The following is a 17,650-nucleotide window of genomic DNA, read 5'->3' on the forward strand; positions in this document are numbered from 1 at the left end:
CATCGGCATTTATGGACATATCCGAACAGGCTGCTATTTGCCATTCGGGAGTTAAGAGCCGGCTCTATATGCGAAAAATGAATAAAGGAATGAGAAAAAAATCGTTCTCTTAATAACCTGTCAGTGGAATTATGGCGTCCTCATAGCAATTTAAGTAATAAAGGACGCCAATGGCTAGTTTGTCATTACCGGCGAGCAGCAAATCCGGGCCATCACGAGTTTTGCCCGGCTTCCATCTCTCGCTCGGCTTCACCGTTTTTTACCTCGGGCTGATCGTCCTGATCCCGCTCTCCGCCGTCCTGCTCAAGACCTTCACCATGACCTGGGATGCGTTCTGGGCGGCGGTCAGTTCGGAACGGGTGGTCGCTTCCTACAAGCTCAGCTTCGGCGCGGCGTTCATCGGCGCCTTGCTCAATGTTCTGTTTGGCGGCATCGTCGCCTGGGTGCTGGTGCGCTATCGGTTTCCCGGCAAGAAGATCATCGATGCGCTGGTCGACCTGCCGTTCGCGCTGCCCACGGCGGTGGCCGGCATCGCGCTGACTGCCCTGTATTCGACCAACGGCTGGATCGGCCGCTACCTGACGGCGCTCGGCATCAAGGTCGCCTTCACGCCGCTCGGCGTGGTGGTGGCGCTGACCTTCATTGGCCTGCCGTTCGTGGTGCGCACCGTGCAGCCGGTGCTGGAGGAAGCGGAGCGGGAACTGGAGGAAGCCGCCGCCAGCCTTGGCGCCAATCGTTTCCAGGTGTTCACCAAGGTGATCTTTCCCACCATCCTGCCGGCGCTGCTCACCGGCTTCGCGCTGGCCTTTGCCCGCGCCACCGGCGAATACGGTTCGGTCATCTTCATCGCCGGCAACATGCCGATGGTGTCGGAGATCACGCCGCTGTTCATCATCACCAAGCTGGAGCAGTACGACTATCTCGGCGCCACCGCCATCGCGGTCGTGATGCTGATCGTCTCCTTCATCCTGCTGCTGACCATCAACCTGCTGCAAGCCTGGACCCGCAAGCGCGGCCGGGCGGAGAGAACCTGACATGGCTGGAGCCGTTTCCACACTTCCGATCAAGACCGAGGCCCGCGGCGAACCGGCCTACGCGCCGGCCGCCACCGTCGAGCCGTTCTGGGTGCGGGCGCTGCTGATCGGCATCGCGCTCGCCTTCCTCACCCTGTTCCTCTTCGTGCCGCTGGTGGCGGTGTTCACCGAGGCGCTGAAGAAGGGCTGGGACACCTATTTGACCGCCATCGTCGAGCCGGATGCGATTGCCGCAATCAAGCTGACGCTGATCACCGCTTCCATCGCGGTGCCGCTGAACCTGGTGTTCGGCGTGGCCGCCGCCTGGGCCATCGCCAAGTTCGAATTTCGCGGCAAGAGCGTGCTGCTGACGCTGATCGACCTGCCGTTCTCGATCTCGCCGGTGATCTCCGGCCTCATCTACGTGCTGATCTTCGGCGCCCAGGGCTGGCTCGGGCCCTGGCTGACCGAGCACAATATCAAGATCCTGTTCGCGGTGCCGGGCATCGTGCTGGCGACCATCTTCGTCACCTTTCCCTTCGTGGCGCGGGAACTGATTCCGCTGATGCAGTCCCAGGGCAACGAGGAAGAAGAGGCGGCGCTGGTGCTGGGCGCTTCCGGCTGGCGCACCTTCTGGCACGTGACCCTGCCCAACATCAAGTGGGGCCTGCTCTACGGCGTCATCCTCTGCAACGCCCGCGCCATGGGCGAATTCGGCGCGGTGTCGGTGGTGTCCGGCCACATCCGCGGCGAAACCAACACCATGCCGCTGCAGGTGGAAATCCTCTACAACGAATACAACTTCGCGGCGGCCTTCGCCATCGCCTCCCTGCTGGCGCTGCTGGCGCTGGTGACGCTGGCGATCAAGACCTTCATCGAATGGCGCGTGCACCGCGCCGAGCCGCAGACCGTCGATCACATCCAGGACAATTAAGAGAGCATCATGGGCATCGAAGTCAAAAACATCCATAAGCGTTTCGGCAGTTTCGTCGCGCTCGACAATGTCTCCCTCAACTTTCCGCAGGGCGAGCTGACCGCCTTGCTCGGTCCGTCCGGCTGCGGCAAGACCACGCTGCTGCGCATCATCGCCGGCCTGGAACAGCCGGATTCCGGCCAGGTCTTCCTCGACGGCCAGGATGCCTCGGCCCACCATGTGCGCGAGCGCCAGGTCGGCTTCGTGTTCCAGCACTATGCGCTGTTCAAGCACATGAGCGTGTTCGAGAACATCGCCTTCGGCCTGCGCGTCAAGCCGCGCAATGTGCGGCCTTCCGAAAGCGAGATCCGCAAGAAGGTGATGTCGCTGCTCGAGCTGGTGCAGCTCGACTGGCTGGCCGACCGCTATCCGCCGCAGCTGTCCGGCGGCCAGCGCCAGCGCATCGCGCTGGCCCGGGCGCTGGCGGTGGAGCCGCGCGTGCTGCTGCTGGACGAACCCTTCGGCGCGCTCGACGCCAAGGTGCGCAAGGAACTGAGGCGCTGGCTGCGCCGCCTGCACGACGAACTGCATGTCACCAGCATCTTCGTCACCCACGACCAGGAAGAGGCGCTCGAGGTGGCGGATCAGATCGTGTTGATGAACAAGGGCAAGGTCGAGCAGATCGGTTCGCCGGGCGACGTGTACAACCATCCGGCTTCGCCCTTCGTCTACGGCTTTCTCGGCAACGTCAACCTGTTCCACGGCCGGGTGCATGAAGGCGTGCTCGACGCCGGCGGCGTGCCGCTGCATGCGCCGGAGCATGCCGATGCGCGCGACGCCCAGGGCGTCGGCTTCGTCCGCCCGCACGACATCGAGATCGAGCGTTACAGCGCCGACGCCGAGGGCATCGCCGTCGCCCTGCGCCACGTGCATGCAATCGGACCGCTGGCCCAGCTCGAGCTGGAGCGCGTCGACAACAAGCAGCTGGTGGAAGCGGTCATCTCCACCGAGCGTTATCAGCAGCTGCAATTGAATCCGGGCGAGACGCTGATCATGCGGCCGAAGCGTCTGCGCGTGTTCGTCGACGAAGCCGTTTGACCGAAGAGGGCCGGCATGAATTTTCAGCAGCTGCGCTCCATCCGCGAAGCCGCCCGGCGGGGCTACAACCTGACCGAGGTGGCGAATGCGCTGTTCACCTCGCAGCCGGGCGTGAGCCGGCAGATCCGGGAACTGGAGGAAGAGCTCGGGGTCGAGATCTTCGAACGCAACGGCAAGCGCCTCACCGGCCTGACGGAGCCCGGCAAGGGCATCCTGCACATCATCGACCGGCTGCTGCTGGAAGCGGAGAACCTGCGCCAGGCCAGCCAGGAGTACACCGGCGAGAAGCGGGGCACGCTGGCGATCGCCACTACCCATACCCAGGCACGCTATGTCCTGCCGGAAGTGGTGCAGGATTTCCGCAGCGCCTTTCCGGCGGTGCGCATCGCCTTGCAGCAGAGTTCGCCCGAGCATATCGCGGAATGGGTCATCTCCGGCAAGTCGGACGTCGGCATCGCCACCGAAGGCCTGAGCCAGTTCGACGAGCTGGTGTCCTTTCCCTGCTATAGCTGGAACCACGTCATCGTGGTGCCGCAGGAGCATCCGCTGGCGCAGCGGGAATCGGTCAGCCTGGAAGACCTCGCCAGCCAGCCGCTGATCACCTACGACATCGGCTTCACCGGCCGCAGCCATATCGACGATGCCTTCAATCAGGCCGGCCTGGCGACCGACATCGTGCTCACCGCCATGGACTCCGACGTCATCCAGCAGTATGTGACGCTCGGACTCGGCGTCGGCATCGTCGCGTCCATGGCGGCCGAGCACAGCCTGCAGCCGGGACTCAAGTGCATGGACGCCGGCCATCTGTTCGCGCCCAACGTCACCCGCCTGGCGGTGCGACGCGGCGCCTATCTGCGGTCCTATATCTACGAATTCATCCTGCGTTTCGCGCCGCAACTGCGGCGGGCGGACATCGAGGCGGCGCTGAACGTGGCGAAGACCTGATTGGCACGCTCTCTCCATGAAAAAGGCCGCTCTCGGGCGGCCTTCGTTTTTGCCGGTACAGAGCTCAAGGCATCAGCGGCTTCCTCGCCGCCTTCTTGGTTTTGACGTCGACCGCCGTCTTCTGCATGGCGGCAACGCGATAGGCGGTCGCCGGGTGCAGGGCGGTGTAGGCATTGAGCATGCTGGCCGGGTACTGGGTCGCCATGCGCTGCCAGAAAGAGGCTGTGCCATCGATGCTGTAGCCGGCGCGCGCCAGCAGGTAGAGCGACAGGCGGTCGGCGGTGGCATCGAGTTCCTGCGGCATGGCTTTCAACCCTGCCATGCCCGCCATGCCCGTCATGTCCGGATGCAGGCGGATCAGGTTGTCGATGATGCCGCCGGCGGTGGCGCTCATGCGCTGGCGGCTGGCATGCATCAGGATGTTGTGGGCCATTTCCTTGGCGATGACGTAGGCCAGTTCCTCGTCGTTGCCGACGGCATTCAGCATGCCGCGCGTGATCAGCACCCGGAAGCCGTCGTCGTAGGCATTGACGTTGTCGCTGTTGCCGAGCTCGATGCCGAAGGCGCAGGCGTACGTCAGCGGGACGGTCAGTGGCTGGCTGCTGCCGTTGCGGCTGACCAGCATGCGCACGCTGGAGCGCCCGGTAATCAGCGGGCCGAGGATGGTGGCTGCCTGGCGCTCGGCGTTGTCGCCGCGCGGCAGTTCCCGGTCTTCGATGCTGATGAGGTCGTCGCCGCGGCGCAGGCCGGCCTTGGCGGCGCCGCTGCCTTCCAGCACGCCCATTACCTTGAGGCTGTCGTTCATGCCGAAGAGCTTCTCCGCTGGCCTGACGAAGTCGGCGGAATAAGAATATTTGTTCTTGGCGGTGAAGCCGAGCAGGTTGCGCGCATTCTTGCGGCACAGGTCGGAATTGTTGACCAGCAGCGGCGCGGCGACCCGGTACAGGCGATCTTGCTGATCCACCAGGTTGCGCAGCGCCGCTTCCTCGCGGCTGGTGCCGGCCGGAGCCGCCGCAGCGGGTGCGGCCGGAAGCGAAGCCGGGCCCGCCGCGGGCGCAGCCCCTTGCTGCGGCGCCGTCGATGCGCAGGCGGCCAGCAGCAGCGCGGCGGCAAGCGCGGGAAGGGACGATGCGCGGGTGGCGCGGGAAGCGGGCGCCGGATTGTGCCGGTTCTGTGCTTGCATGGGAGCTCCCTTACTGTTTTCCGGTGCTGCCGAAGCCGCCGGCACCGCGTTCGCTGGCGCCGAATTCTTCCACCAGATTGAAATCCACCTGGAGCACCGGCACGATCACCAGCTGCGCCAGCCGTTCCAGCGGATTCAGCGTGAATTCGGTCTGACCCCGGTTCCAGGTCGACACCATCAGCTGGCCCTGGTAGTCGGAATCGATCAGGCCCACCAGGTTGCCGAGCACGATGCCGTGCTTGTGGCCCATGCCGCTGCGCGGCAGGATCATCGCAGCATACCCCGGATCGCCGATGTGGATCGCCATCCCGGTCGGCACCAGGTGGGTTTCGCCCGGCTTGATCACCAGCGGCGCGTCGATGCAGGCGCGCAGGTCGAGCCCGGCGCTGCCCGGGGTGGCGTACATCGGCATCTGTTCACGCAGGCGGGCGTCAAGGATCTTTACGTCGATTTTTTTCATGGGCAAGAGAATAGAGGATGTTTTGCCAAGGACGGCGTGATGAAACAATCGGAAACAAGCCCGAACCAAGCGGCGTTCAGCCGCCCAGCCGGCGCGCGATCTCGTCGATCAGGCTGCGCGCCAGGGATTGCTTGTCAGCGCGGGGGAAATGCGTCTGGCCCTGCTCGTCGAAGAGAATCAGCTCGTTGTCATCCAGGCCGAAAGTTTGCGGACCGATGTTGCCGACCAAAAGCGGAGTGCGTTTGCGCCGGCGCTTCTCCTCGCCATGGCGCAGCAGTTCCTCCGATTCGGCGGCAAAGCCGACGCAGTAGGGCGGGCTGGGCAGGGCGGCGACGGCGGCGAGGATGTCCGGATTCTGCTCGAACTTCAGCTGCGGCACGTCGTGGCCGTCCTTCTTCTTGATCTTCTGCGCGCTGACTTCGGCCACGCGCCAGTCGGCCACCGCTGCCACGCCGATGAAGACCTGGTGTCCGGCCACGCGCGCCATCACCGCGTCGTGCATCTGCTGCGCCGTCACCACCTTGATGCGGTTCACGCCATGGGGCGCCGCCAGTCCGGTCGGACCGGAGATCAGCGTCACTTCGGCGCCGGCTTCGCGCGCAGCGCGGGCAATCGCATAACCCATCTTCCCGGAAGAGAGATTGGTGATGCCGCGCACCGGGTCGATCGGCTCGAAGGTGGGGCCGGCGGTGATCAGCACCTTGCGGCCGGACAGGCGCTTGGGCGCCAGCGCGGTGACGATTTCCTCCAGCAGCGCCTCCGGTTCCAGCATGCGGCCCATGCCGGTCTCGCCGCAGGCCTGGTCGCCGGCATCGGGGCCGAGCACCTGGATGCCGTCGGCGCGCAGCTGGGCGACGTTGCGCTGGGTGGCCGGGTTCTGCCACATCTCCACGTTCATGGCTGGCGCCACCATCAGCGGCATCTGCATCGGCCGCGCCACGCACAGGGTGGAGAGCAGATCGTTGCAGGCGCCGTGCGCCAGCTTGAACATGAAGTCGGCGGAGCAGGGCGCGATCACCAGCGCGTCGGCTTCGCGCGAGAGGTCGATGTGCGGCATGTTGTTCGGAATGCGGCCGTCCCACTGATCGAGGAAGACCGGCTTGCCGGACAGGGCCTGCATGGTGACCGGCGTGATGAAGTGCGTCGCCGCTTCCGTCATCACCACCTGCACCGAGGCGCCGGCCTTCACCAGGCCGCGCGTCAGTTCCGCCGCCTTGTAGCAGGCGATGCCGCCGGTCAGTCCGAGGACGATTCGTTTCCGGGCCAGGTCCATCGCGCCTCCGCGTGTATTGGGTTGGAAAGGCCTTACTTGCCGACGCGCCGCAGCTCGTCGACGATGAACAGTGCGGCGCCGATGCAAATGGCGCTGTCGGCGATGTTGAAGGCCGGCCAGTGCCAGTTGTTGACGTGGAAGTCGAGGAAGTCGATGACATGGCCGTACAGCGCCCGGTCGATGACGTTGCCGATGGCGCCGCCCATGATCAGCGCCAGCGCCCAGCAGAACAGGCGCTGCCCGGCATGGCGCCGCAGCAGGTAGATGATGAAGATCGCCGCGCCGATGCCGATGGCGGTGAAGAAGTAGCGCTGCCAGCCGGATTCGGCGGCGAGGAAGCTGAAGGCAGCGCCCTTGTTGTAGACCAGCACCAGGTTGAAGAAGGAGGACAGCGCCTTCGATTCCCCATAGCTGAATAGGCGGGTGATGGTGATCTTGCTGAGCTGGTCGAGCAGGATGACGATGGCGGCAATGCCGAGCCACGGCACGAGGCTGCTGCGGCTGGCGGTCTTGTTCATCGGGAAGCTGGATTTTTTCGTGGCCATGTGTGCGTTTGAGCTCGAATGATTCATTGCCGTCCATGCCGCTTCCGGCGGCATGGACGGCATGGGAGGCGCGATCGAAGGCGCCGGTTAAGCAAAGCGGCGCGCCTCGCCCTGGCCGAACAGGTTGCTGTAGCAGCGTCCGCACAGGCCGGGATGATCGGCATGGGCGCCGACGTCGGCGCGGTAGTGCCAGCAGCGCTCGCACTTGGCATTGGCCGACGGCGTCACCACGATCTTCTCTTCCGCCTCGCTGCCCACGCGCGTCACCTTGGCTTGCGAGGTGATGAAGACGAACTTGAGGTCGTCGTCCAGGCTGGCCAGCAGATCGTGCTTGGCGCCGCTGGCACGGATGTCGATCTCCGCCTGCAGTGAGGAGCCGATGTTGCCGGCGATGCGCACTTCCTCCAGCTGCTTCATCACCTGGTCGCGAACGCCGCGCAGGGTGGCGAACTTGGCCAGCAGTGCTTCCGCATCGGCCATTTCCGGCAGCGCGTAATAGGTCTGGGTGAAGATGGTGCCGGAGCTGGCATCCAGACCTTCCTGGCCGGCGAACACCGCCCAGGCTTCCTCCGCGGTGAAGGACAGCATCGGCGCCATCAGGCGCAGCAGCGCATGGGTGATGTGGAACAGCGCGGTCTGCGCCGAGCGGCGGGCGGCGGAATCGGCGCCGCAGGTATAGAGCCGGTCCTTCAGGATGTCGAGGTAGAAGCCGCCCAGGTCTTCCGAGCAGTACATCTGGATCTTCGCCACCACCGGGTGGAACTCGTAGACCTCGAAGTTCTGCAGAATGTCGGCCTGCAGCTCGGCGATGCGGGCGATGGCATAGCGGTCGATCTCCAGCAGCTGATCGAGCGGCACCGCATCCTTCTTGAAATCGAAGTCGGAGGTGTTGGCCAGCAGGAAGCGCAGGGTGTTGCGGATGCGGCGGTAGGCTTCCACCACGCGCTTTAGGATCTCGTCGGAGATCGACAGCTCGCCGGAGTAGTCGGTGGAAGCCACCCACAGCCGCAGGATCTCGGCGCCGAGCGTGTCGGACACCTTCTGCGGCGCCACCACGTTGCCCTTGGACTTGGACATCTTCTTGCCTTCGCCGTCGACCACGAAGCCGTGGGTCAGCAGCGCCTTGTACGGCGGACAGCCGTTGAGCATGGAAGAGGTCAGCAGGGAAGAGTGGAACCAGCCGCGATGCTGGTCCGAGCCTTCCAGGTAGAGGTCGGCCGGAAACTGCGATTCCTCCGCATGGGAGCCGCGCAGCACGGTCTGGTGGGTGGTGCCGGAATCGAACCAGACGTCCAGCGTGTCCTTGTTCTTCAGGTACTGGTCGGCTTCGGCGCCGAGCAGCTCGCGCGGATCGAGCGCCTGCCAGGCTTCGATGCCGTGCTGCTCGATGCGCCTCGCGATCTGCTCGGTCAGCTCGGGCGTGCGCGGATGCAGGGCGCCGGTTTCCTTGTGAACGAAGAAGGCCATCGGCACGCCCCACTGGCGCTGGCGCGACAGGGTCCAGTCCGGCCGGTTGGCGATCATGCCGTGCAGGCGCGCCTTGCCCCAGCTCGGGAAGAAGGCGGTGGCGTCGATGCCGGCCAGCGCGGTCTGGCGCAGGGTCGGGCCGCCGTCCTTCGGCGTTGCATCCATGCCGGCGAACCACTGCGAGGTGGCGCGGTAGATGATCGGCGTCTTGTGGCGCCAGCAGTGCATGTAGCTGTGATCGAACATGACCAGCTTGAACAGCGCGCCGGCTTCCTCCAGCTTGGCGCAGATCGGCTTGGATGCTTCCCAGATGGTCATGCCGCCGAAGAACGGCAGCCAGGACGCATAGCGGCCGTCGCCCATCACCGGATTGAGGATGTCGTCGTCCTTCATGCCATGCGCCTTGCAGGAGATGAAGTCGTCCACGCCGTAAGCCGGCGCGGAGTGGACGATGCCGGTGCCGGTATCGAGGGTGACGTAGTCGGCGAGGTACATCGGCGACAGGCGGTCGTAGCCCGGATCGCTGCCCGCCAGCGGATGGCGGAAGGCGATGAGCGACAAGGCCTCGCCCTGGGTCGTGGCAATGATTTCGCCCTGCAGGCCGTAGCGCTGCAGGCAGGCCTCCACTAGGTCCTTGGCCAGCAGGAGCAGCAGCGGCTCGCCGTTTCGCTCGGTGCGCACCAGCGCATAGTCGACTTCAGGATGGACGTTCAGCGCCTGGTTCGCCGGCAGGGTCCAGGGCGTGGTGGTCCAGATGACGGCATAGCCCTTGTCCGTCGGCAGCTTGTCCAGGCCGAAGGCCTTGGCCAGCTTGTCCGGCTCGGCGAAGGGGAAGCCGACGTCGATCGCCGGGTCGCGCTTGTCCTGGTACTCCACCTCGGCCTCGGCCAACGCCGAGCCGCAGTCGAAGCACCAGTTGACCGGCTTCAGTCCGCGGTAGACGTAGCCCTTTTCCATGATCTTGCCGAGCGCGCGCAGTTCGTCCGCCTCGTTGCCGAAGTTCATGGTCTTGTAGGGATTGTCCCAGTCGCCCAGCACGCCGAGGCGGATGAAGTCCTTCTTCTGGCGCTCGATCTGCTCGCTCGCGTAGGCGCGCGACTTGGCCTGCACTTCCGAGGTCGGCAAGTTCTTGCCGTACTGCTTCTCGATCTGGATCTCAATCGGCATGCCGTGGCAATCCCAGCCCGGCACATATTGGGCGTCGAAGCCGGCCAGCTGGCGCGCCTTGACGATCATGTCCTTCAGGATCTTGTTCACCGCATGGCCGATGTGGATGTCGCCATTGGCGTAGGGCGGGCCGTCATGCAGGATGAACTTCGGCCGGCCCTTGGAGGCGGCGCGGATCTTCTTGTAGATCTGCTTCTCCTGCCACTCCTTGACCCATTTCGGTTCGCGCTTGGCGAGGTCGCCGCGCATCGGGAAAGCGGTTTCGGTCAGGTTGACCGGATACTTGTTTTTTGACTCGGACATGATGGTTTCAGTCTGGATGATGCAGGCCTTGCAGCCGGCATGGTGAAGCATGAATCATGGGGCGGAGGCGGCCGGCGCCGCCCCTGCCGCGAAATGGGCGCGCGCCTGCTCGGCGTCGCGCTCGATGGCTGCCGTCAGGGTGGGCAGGTCGACGTATTTTTCCTCGTCGCGCAGCTTTTTCAGAAATTCCACCCGGATCAGCCTGCCGTAGCACGACTGCGCATAGTCGAACACATGGGTTTCCAGCAGCACCCGGCCGGCATCCTCCACCGTCGGCCGCACGCCGAGGCTGGCCACGCCGGCCAGCGGCTGATCCGCCAGGCCATGCACCCGCACCACGAAGATGCCGGACAGGGCGGGGCGCTTGTGCGCCACCCGCAGGTTCATGGTCGGAAAACCGATGGTGCGGCCGAGCTTCCGGCCGTGGATGACATGGCCGGAGATGGCGAAGGGATGGCCGAGCAGCCGGGCGGCCTGGTCAAGGTCGCCGCCTGCCAGCGCCGCGCGCACCGCCGAGGAGGAAATGCGCAGGCCATCCTGGGTCACGGTCGGCATCGCCACCACCTCGAAACCATGGCGCCTGCCCGCCTCGATCAGGCTGGCGATGTTGCCGGCGCGCCGGGCGCCGTAGCAGAAGTCTTCGCCCACCATCAGCCAGCGCACATGCAGGCCCTCCACCAGCACCTTCTCGACGAAGTCTTCCGGCGTCATGGCGGCGAAATGGCTGTTGAAATGCTCGACGATGACGCGATCGACGCCGGCCCGCTCCAGGGACTGCAGCTTGTCGCGCAGGTTGGCGATGCGCGCCGGCGCCCGCGACAGGTCGCCGGACAGCTGGGCGAAGAATTCACGGGGATGCGGCTCGAAGGTCATCACCGCCGCTTCCACGCCGAGGCGGTCGGCCGCTTCCCGCACCCGGGCCAGCAGCGCCTGATGGCCGCGATGGACGCCGTCGAAGTTGCCGATGGTCAGGGCGCAGGGAGCGCGCGACTCGGCATTGGGAAGCCCGCGAAATACCTTCATGGGGTGAATGAGGAGGAAACAGTCGCAAAACCTCGCATTATAAATGCTTTCAGCGGGTTTTCCCGGGCGTAATCCTGCCTGCGCGAGCGGCCGGATCCTGGCGGTAGTAGGACGCGAGCAGCCGGTAGGCTTCCGGATAGACCTCGGCCAGGGGATGCGGCCGGACGAAGAAGGCTTCGGTGGCCACGGCGAAGAATTCGGCCGGATGCTCCACCGCATACGGGTCCAGCGGCAGCAGGTCGATCAGCGCGTCGTGCCGTTCCCAGGCTTCCTCCGGCGCATGCTCGCCGGGTTCGGCCAGGTCGAGGGCTTCCACCCGTTCCCGGAAATCGGCATAGGCGGCGGAAAACACCCGCCGCCAGCGCGCCGGATCGATGTCGTCGTGGAAGCCGGCGAGGAAGGGCGGGCAGCCGTTGGCGCCGCCGGCCGCCATGTCGATCTTGTGCGCGAATTCATGGATGACGACGTTGTAGCCCGGTACGCCGTCTTCCTCCACGTCTTCCCAGGACAGCACCACCGCGCCGCCTGCATCCAGCGCTTCGCCGGACACCGGCGCCCGCCATTCATGCACCACGCCGGCTTCATCGACTTCGTGGTAAGGAATGATGAAGGAAGAGGGGTAGACGATCACCCCGGCCATGTCGTCGTAGAGGTCGGGCGTCAGGTTGAGGACCGGCAGCGCCGCCTGGATGGCGATCAGCACCGCGATGTCGTCGCTCATCTCGAGGCCGGCGGCGCCGGTGAAGGTCTTGCGGTCGAGCAGCAGCTCGGCCAGGGCTTTCAGTCGCTGCCATTCCTCCGGGCTCATCGCGCCGAGAAACGGCAGGCGCGCTGCGGCGGCTTGCCACAGCGGCTGCGGGATGGATTGCGGTTCGGAGCGGAATATCTTGCGGAGCCAGTTCATGCGCGCATTGTCACGCATGATGGCTGCCGTCACAACGGCCGGCTCAGGCAGGGCGCATGTACTCGGCCAGAAGGGCAGCGACGTCGCCCAAGCCGCCCGGCGGCACGGCGCCGTCCGGCGTCACGCGATCCACCAAGCGCGGCAGCATCTCGCCGAGCGCTTCCACGGTTTCATCGCGCGGCAGGCCGGTTTCCTCCGAAATCTGCCTCAGGTGGCCATCGTCCAGCACCATTTCGAGCTGCGCGGTTGACACCGGCAGATTTTCGCCCGGGGCGATCCAGGAATCGACGATATGACCGAGCCCGGCCTGACGGAACGCATCGGCGAAGCCCTGCATGCCGCCGAGCTGACCGGTGTCGGCGATCAGCGCCAGCGCCGTTTGCAACAGGCGGGTGTCGGGTTGCAGCAGGTATTGCCGGCCGTCGGTGAGCGAGCCATAGGTCCGGTCAAGCATCGCCATGGGTATCCTCCAGATGTAGTCGAAGCGTCAACATAAGGCAGGATGGCGTTGCACGGCAGACTATCCGCTGCAAGTTTGATCCCGGACTAGGATCAGGAACTATTCGGGCCAAAGGGCATTCAGCATGGCGGCGGCAGCCAGGCCGGCGGTTTCGGTGCGCAGGATGCGGCTGCCCATGTGCACCCCGATTGCGCCGCCAGCCAGCGCCAGCGCTTCCTCTTCCGGGGAAAAACCGCCTTCCGGGCCGATCATCAGCGTCAGCGCCTGCGCCGGCTGGTGGCGCGCCCAGTCGGCCAGCGACATTTCGGCGCGCGGCGTCAGCAGCAGCCGTGCATGCATGTCATGGCGTGCCACCCAGCTCTCGAAGTCCGCCGGCTCCGTCACGGCCGGCACACGGTTGCGGCCGCTCTGCTCGCAGGCGGCGACGGCCACCGCCGCCCAATGTTCGATCTTTCGGGCGGCCCGCTCCGCCGACAGCCGCACCACGCAGCGCCGGGCATGGAGCGGTTGAATGGCGGTCACGCCCAGCTCCACCGCCTTTTCGATGATCCAGTCCATCTTGCTGCCTTCCGGCAGTGCCTGCGCCAGAGTCAGGCAGTGCGCCGGCTCCGCCTCGCGCGGCGAGAACACCTTCACTTCCGCCTGCGCCCGCTTACGTTCCACCGCAGTCAACACCGCGGCATATTCGCCGCCCTGGCCGTTGAACAGGGTGATGCCGTCGCCGGCCTTCATGCGCAGCACGTGGAGATGATGGGCGACGGGCTCGGGCAAGGCGATGCTGTCGCCGGGGGCGAGGGGGTGCGGAAAGTGGAAGCGGGGCATGGCGGAAGGACGGCGATGGACCGGTGGCGGAATGGAAATGCCGCGATTCTGTCACCGCCGCGCCAGTCGCGCCAGCAATGCAGTTGCTGCGCCGATGAGGAAAAGCAATTTTGGAATGCGTTTTGGCGTCTCTGGTAAAATATTGGGCTTTGCACTCCCGCATCATAGGCCGCCAGGCCTGTCACCACTCGACACCATGACTTCCACGCTTCCGACCACCAGAATGGCCAACGCGATCCGCGCCTTGGCGATGGACGCTGTACAAAAGGCAAATTCCGGCCACCCCGGCATGCCGATGGGCATGGCGGAAATCGCCGTCGCCCTCTGGTCCAAACACCTTCGCCACAATCCCGCCAACTCGCGCTGGATCAACCGCGACCGCTTCGTCATCTCGAACGGCCACGGCTCCATGCTGCAATACGCGCTGCTGCATCTGGCCGGCTACGACCTGTCGATGGACGAGATCCGCAATTTCCGCCAGCTGCATTCCAAAACGCCTGGCCATCCGGAGTACGAAATCACCGAAGGCGTGGAAACCACCACCGGCCCGCTCGGCCAGGGCATCAGCAACGCGGTCGGCATGGCGCTGGCGGAAAAGCTGCTGGCGGCCGAGTTCAACAAGCCGGATTTCACGGTTGTCGACCACCACACCTATGTCTTCCTCGGCGACGGCTGCCTGATGGAAGGCATCTCGCACGAAACCTGCTCGCTGGCCGGCACGCTGCGCCTGTCGAAGCTGATCGCGCTGTACGACGACAACGGCATCTCCATCGACGGCAAGGTCGACGGCTGGTTCACCGACGACACGCCGAAGCGCTTCGAGTCCTACGGCTGGAACGTGATCCGCAATGTCGACGGCCATGACGTGGCCGCCGTCGACGCCGCGATTGCGTCCGCCAAAACCGCCGACCGGCCGACCTTGATCTGCTGCAAGACGGTGATCGGCAAAGGCGCGCCTAATATGCAGGGAAGCGACAAGGTGCACGGCGCGGCCCTCGGCGACAAGGAAATCGCCGCGACGCGCCAGGCAATCGGCTGGGACTATCCGCCTTTCGAGATTCCCGCCGACGTTTATCAAGCCTGGGACGCGAAGGAAGCGGGCCGGGCCGTGGAAGGCGAGTGGAACAAATTGTTTGCGGCATACAGCGAGCGTTATCCGCGCGAAGCGGGCGAACTGCAGCGCAGGATGAAGGGCGAGCTGCCCGGCAATCTGGACGCGGCCATGGACGCCTACATCGCTGCCTGCCTGGAGAAGAAGGAAACCATCGCCACCCGCAAGGCCAGCCAGAATGCGATCCAGGCCCTGGCGCTGGTGCTGCCGGAATTCCTCGGCGGTTCCGCCGACCTGACCGGCTCCAACCTGACCAACTGGAAGGAATGCGTGGCGGTGCGCAGCGAGCAGGCCGGCAACCATATCAACTACGGCGTGCGCGAGTTCGGCATGAGCGCCATCATGAACGGCATTGCCCTGCATGGCGGCTATCTGCCTTTCGGCGCCACTTTCCTGACCTTCTCCGACTACAGCCGCAATGCCCTGCGCATGGCGGCGCTGATGAAGATCCGCTCGCTGTTCGTGTTCACCCACGACTCGATCGGCCTCGGCGAAGACGGCCCGACGCACCAGTCGGTGGAGCACATCTCCAGCCTGCGCCTGATCCCCAACCTCGACAACTGGCGTCCCTGCGACACGGTGGAGTCGGCGGTGGCGTGGCGCGAGGCGGTCAAGCGCCGCAACGGCCCGAGCACCCTGATCTTCTCGCGCCAGAACCTGCCGTACATGGAGCGCGATGCGCAGCAGGTCGGCGACATCGCCCGCGGCGGCTACGTGCTGCGCGACGCGGCCGATGCCAAGGCAGCGATCATTGCCACCGGCTCCGAGGTGGAGCTGGCGGTGAAGGCGGCCGAGGCGCTGGCCCAGCAGGGCGTGGCGGTTCGCGTGGTGTCCATGCCCAGCACCGACGTGTTCGACCGCCAGGATGCTGCCTACAAGGCGAGCGTGCTGCCGAAGGGCCTGCCGCGCGTCGCCGTCGAGGCCGGGGTCACCGACTTCTGGTACAAGTACGTCGGCCTGGAAGGCAAGGTCGTCGGCATCGATACCTTCGGCGAGTCGGCCCCGGCAGGCGTGCTGTTCAAGCATTTCGGCTTCACGACCGAAAACGTCGTGGCTGCGGTGAAATCGGTTTTGGCTTAACTTTGATAACTACATTCAGGAGAGTAAGATGACCATCCGCGTCGCAATCAACGGCTACGGCCGCATCGGCCGCAATGTCCTGCGTGCCCATTATGAAGGCGGCAAGAAGAACGACATCCAGATCGTCGCCATCAACGATCTCGGCAATGCGCAGTCCAACGCCCACCTGACCCGCTACGACACCGCCCACGGCAAGTTCCCCGGCACCGTCGAAGTCGACGGCGACTACATGATCGTCAACGGCGACAAGATCCGCGTCTTCGCCCAGCGCAATCCGGCCGAGATTCCCTGGGGCGAGCTGAACGTCGACGTGGTCCTGGAGTGCACCGGCTTCTTCACCACCAAGGAAAAGGCTTCGGCCCACCTCAAGGGCGGCGCCAAGAAGGTCATCATCTCCGCCCCGGGCGGCAAGGATGTGGACGCCACCGTCGTCTTCGGCGTCAACAACGGCGTGCTCAAGGCCTCCGACACCGTCATCTCCAACGCCTCCTGCACCACCAACTGCCTGGCCCCGCTGGTCAAGCCGCTGCATGAGAAGATCGGCCTGGAAACCGGCCTGATGACCACCGTGCACGCCTACACCAATGACCAGGTGCTGACCGACGTCATGCACGAAGACCTGCGCCGCGCCCGTTCCGCCACCCAGTCCATGATCCCGACCAAGACCGGCGCCGCCGCCGCGGTCGGCCTGGTGCTGCCGGAACTCAACGGCAAGCTGGACGGTTTCGCCATCCGCGTGCCGACCATCAACGTCTCCATCGTCGACCTGTCCTTCATCGCCTCGCGCGACACCACCGTGGATGAAGTCAACGCCATCATGAAGGCGGCCGCCGAAAGCGGCCCGCTGAAGGGCATCCTGACCTACAACACCGAGCAGCTGGTGTCGGTGGACTTCAACCACAACCCGGCGTCGAGCAACTTCGACGCCACCCTGACCAAGGTCTCCGGCCGCCTGGTGAAGGTATCCTCGTGGTACGACAACGAGTGGGGCTTCTCCAACCGCATGCTCGACACCACCGTCGCGCTGATGTCGGCCAAGTGATCTGTCACCGCTGAACCACAGGCATTAAGGTCGCGCAAACCCCGGTTTGCGTGATCCCAAGCAAGATCCTGAAACGCCCCGCATGCCGGGGCGTTTTGCTATATTTGCAAGCTGCAAAAGAGCGGACGCCGACTGCTCCGCAACCATCATCCCACGGGAGACAGGCTTGAAATTCAGGACGCTGATGCGGGAAAACAGAGGCTTTCTGCTTTTCCTGTGCGCCATGATCGTGGTGCGCAGCGCCATCGCCGACTGGTACGGCGTCCCCACCGCCTCCATGTACCCCACCTTGCTGATCGGCGACCGCATCGTTTCCGACCGCCTCGCCTACGACTTCAAGCTGCCCTTCACCGACATCATCCTCGTGCGCCTGGGCGAGCCCAAGCGCGGCGACATCGTCACCTTCACCTCGCCGGAAGACGGCATCCGTCTGGTGAAGCGCATCGTCGGGCTGCCGGGCGACGTGGTGGAGATGCGCGGCGAGGAATTGATCATCAACGGCGTCAAGGCTTCCTATGCCAGCATCCGCGATGAGCTGGCCGCCAGCGTGCCCGACTACGCCGGCCGGCAGGTGTTTCTGAAGGAGCAGGTGTTCGACCAGCAGTGGCCGATCATCCTGCTGCCGGAACGGGAGGCGGTGCGCTCCTTCGGGCCGGTGACGGTGCCGTCGGACGAGTACCTGGTGCTGGGCGACAACCGCGACAACAGCAAGGATTCCCGCTACATCGGCCCGATCAAGCGACACCTGCTGACCGGGCGCGTGCGGCGCGTGGTCTTCTCCCTCGATACCGAAAATTTCTATCTGCCGCGCTTCGACCGCTTCGGCGCGGCGCTGCACTGA

16 protein-coding genes are annotated in these 17,650 nt (G+C 65.1%); 7 read left to right on the plus strand and 9 right to left on the minus strand.

Features of this window, described 5'->3' with window-relative positions:
* The first annotated feature begins 170 nt into the window (after positions 1-170).
* From cysT to CHB88_RS10210, 4 genes are read left to right on the plus strand one after another with little or no spacing between them, the layout of a single operon-like run.
* Positions 171-1,034, plus strand: coding sequence for a sulfate ABC transporter permease subunit CysT (cysT, locus tag CHB88_RS10195; RefSeq protein ID WP_089399222.1), 864 nt, complete (start codon positions 171-173; stop codon positions 1,032-1,034).
* Between the two features lies 1 nt (position 1,035).
* The gene (gene cysW, locus CHB88_RS10200; RefSeq protein ID WP_089399223.1) at positions 1,036-1,947 is read left to right on the plus strand and encodes a sulfate ABC transporter permease subunit CysW; all 912 of its coding nucleotides are present in this window, start codon (positions 1,036-1,038) and stop codon (positions 1,945-1,947) included.
* 9 nt (positions 1,948-1,956) lie between these two features.
* On the plus strand, positions 1,957-3,024 hold the full coding sequence (locus tag CHB88_RS10205; RefSeq protein ID WP_089399224.1) for a sulfate/molybdate ABC transporter ATP-binding protein: 1,068 nt from the start codon (positions 1,957-1,959) through the stop codon (positions 3,022-3,024).
* A gap of 15 nt (positions 3,025-3,039) precedes the next feature.
* Positions 3,040-3,969 (plus strand): CysB family HTH-type transcriptional regulator, encoded by a 930-nt coding sequence (locus CHB88_RS10210; RefSeq protein ID WP_089399225.1) that lies wholly within the window; start codon positions 3,040-3,042, stop codon positions 3,967-3,969.
* A gap of 64 nt (positions 3,970-4,033) precedes the next feature.
* Here the strand turns inward: CHB88_RS10210 and CHB88_RS10215 are convergent, their stop codons facing one another.
* From CHB88_RS10215 to CHB88_RS10255, 9 genes are all read right to left on the minus strand, one after another.
* The gene (locus tag CHB88_RS10215) at positions 4,034-5,152 is read right to left on the minus strand and encodes a M48 family metallopeptidase (protein WP_089399226.1); all 1,119 of its coding nucleotides are present in this window, start codon (positions 5,150-5,152) and stop codon (positions 4,034-4,036) included.
* A gap of 10 nt (positions 5,153-5,162) precedes the next feature.
* Positions 5,163-5,612: a dUTP diphosphatase gene (gene dut, locus CHB88_RS10220; protein WP_089399227.1), complete on the minus strand. Its 450-nt coding sequence runs from the start codon at positions 5,610-5,612 to the stop codon at positions 5,163-5,165.
* 76 nt (positions 5,613-5,688) lie between these two features.
* Positions 5,689-6,885, minus strand: a complete 1,197-nt coding sequence (gene coaBC, locus CHB88_RS10225; protein ID WP_089399228.1) for a bifunctional phosphopantothenoylcysteine decarboxylase/phosphopantothenate--cysteine ligase CoaBC — start codon at positions 6,883-6,885, stop codon at positions 5,689-5,691.
* Positions 6,886-6,917: 32 nt separating this feature from the next.
* Complete coding sequence (gene lspA, locus CHB88_RS10230; protein WP_089399229.1) at positions 6,918-7,430, minus strand: signal peptidase II; 513 nt, start codon at positions 7,428-7,430, stop codon at positions 6,918-6,920.
* 87 nt (positions 7,431-7,517) lie between these two features.
* The gene (gene ileS / locus CHB88_RS10235; protein WP_089399370.1) at positions 7,518-10,367 is read right to left on the minus strand and encodes an isoleucine--tRNA ligase; all 2,850 of its coding nucleotides are present in this window, start codon (positions 10,365-10,367) and stop codon (positions 7,518-7,520) included.
* 54 nt (positions 10,368-10,421) lie between these two features.
* Positions 10,422-11,390: a bifunctional riboflavin kinase/FAD synthetase gene (locus tag CHB88_RS10240; protein ID WP_089399230.1), complete on the minus strand. Its 969-nt coding sequence runs from the start codon at positions 11,388-11,390 to the stop codon at positions 10,422-10,424.
* A gap of 49 nt (positions 11,391-11,439) precedes the next feature.
* Positions 11,440-12,294 (minus strand): M90 family metallopeptidase, encoded by an 855-nt coding sequence (locus CHB88_RS10245; RefSeq protein WP_089399371.1) that lies wholly within the window; start codon positions 12,292-12,294, stop codon positions 11,440-11,442.
* Between the two features lie 43 nt (positions 12,295-12,337).
* Complete coding sequence (locus tag CHB88_RS10250; protein WP_089399231.1) at positions 12,338-12,754, minus strand: YidB family protein; 417 nt, start codon at positions 12,752-12,754, stop codon at positions 12,338-12,340.
* Positions 12,755-12,853: 99 nt separating this feature from the next.
* Entirely contained in the window at positions 12,854-13,576 is a 723-nt protein-coding gene (locus tag CHB88_RS10255; protein ID WP_089399232.1) for a 16S rRNA (uracil(1498)-N(3))-methyltransferase, read from the minus strand.
* A 196-nt stretch (positions 13,577-13,772) separates the two neighbouring features.
* On the opposite strand from CHB88_RS10255, the gene tkt reads away from it, so the two are divergent.
* From tkt to lepB, 3 genes are all read left to right on the plus strand, one after another.
* The gene (gene tkt, locus CHB88_RS10260; protein WP_089399233.1) at positions 13,773-15,767 is read left to right on the plus strand and encodes a transketolase; all 1,995 of its coding nucleotides are present in this window, start codon (positions 13,773-13,775) and stop codon (positions 15,765-15,767) included.
* 28 nt (positions 15,768-15,795) lie between these two features.
* Positions 15,796-16,809 (plus strand): type I glyceraldehyde-3-phosphate dehydrogenase, encoded by a 1,014-nt coding sequence (gene gap, locus CHB88_RS10265; protein ID WP_089399234.1) that lies wholly within the window; start codon positions 15,796-15,798, stop codon positions 16,807-16,809.
* A 166-nt stretch (positions 16,810-16,975) separates the two neighbouring features.
* A complete protein-coding gene (lepB, locus tag CHB88_RS10270; RefSeq protein ID WP_342745503.1) occupies positions 16,976-17,650 on the plus strand; it encodes a signal peptidase I in 675 nt (224 codons plus the stop codon).

The organism is Noviherbaspirillum humi (assembly GCF_900188095.1).
Lineage (GTDB): Bacteria > Pseudomonadota > Gammaproteobacteria > Burkholderiales > Burkholderiaceae_D > Noviherbaspirillum > Noviherbaspirillum humi.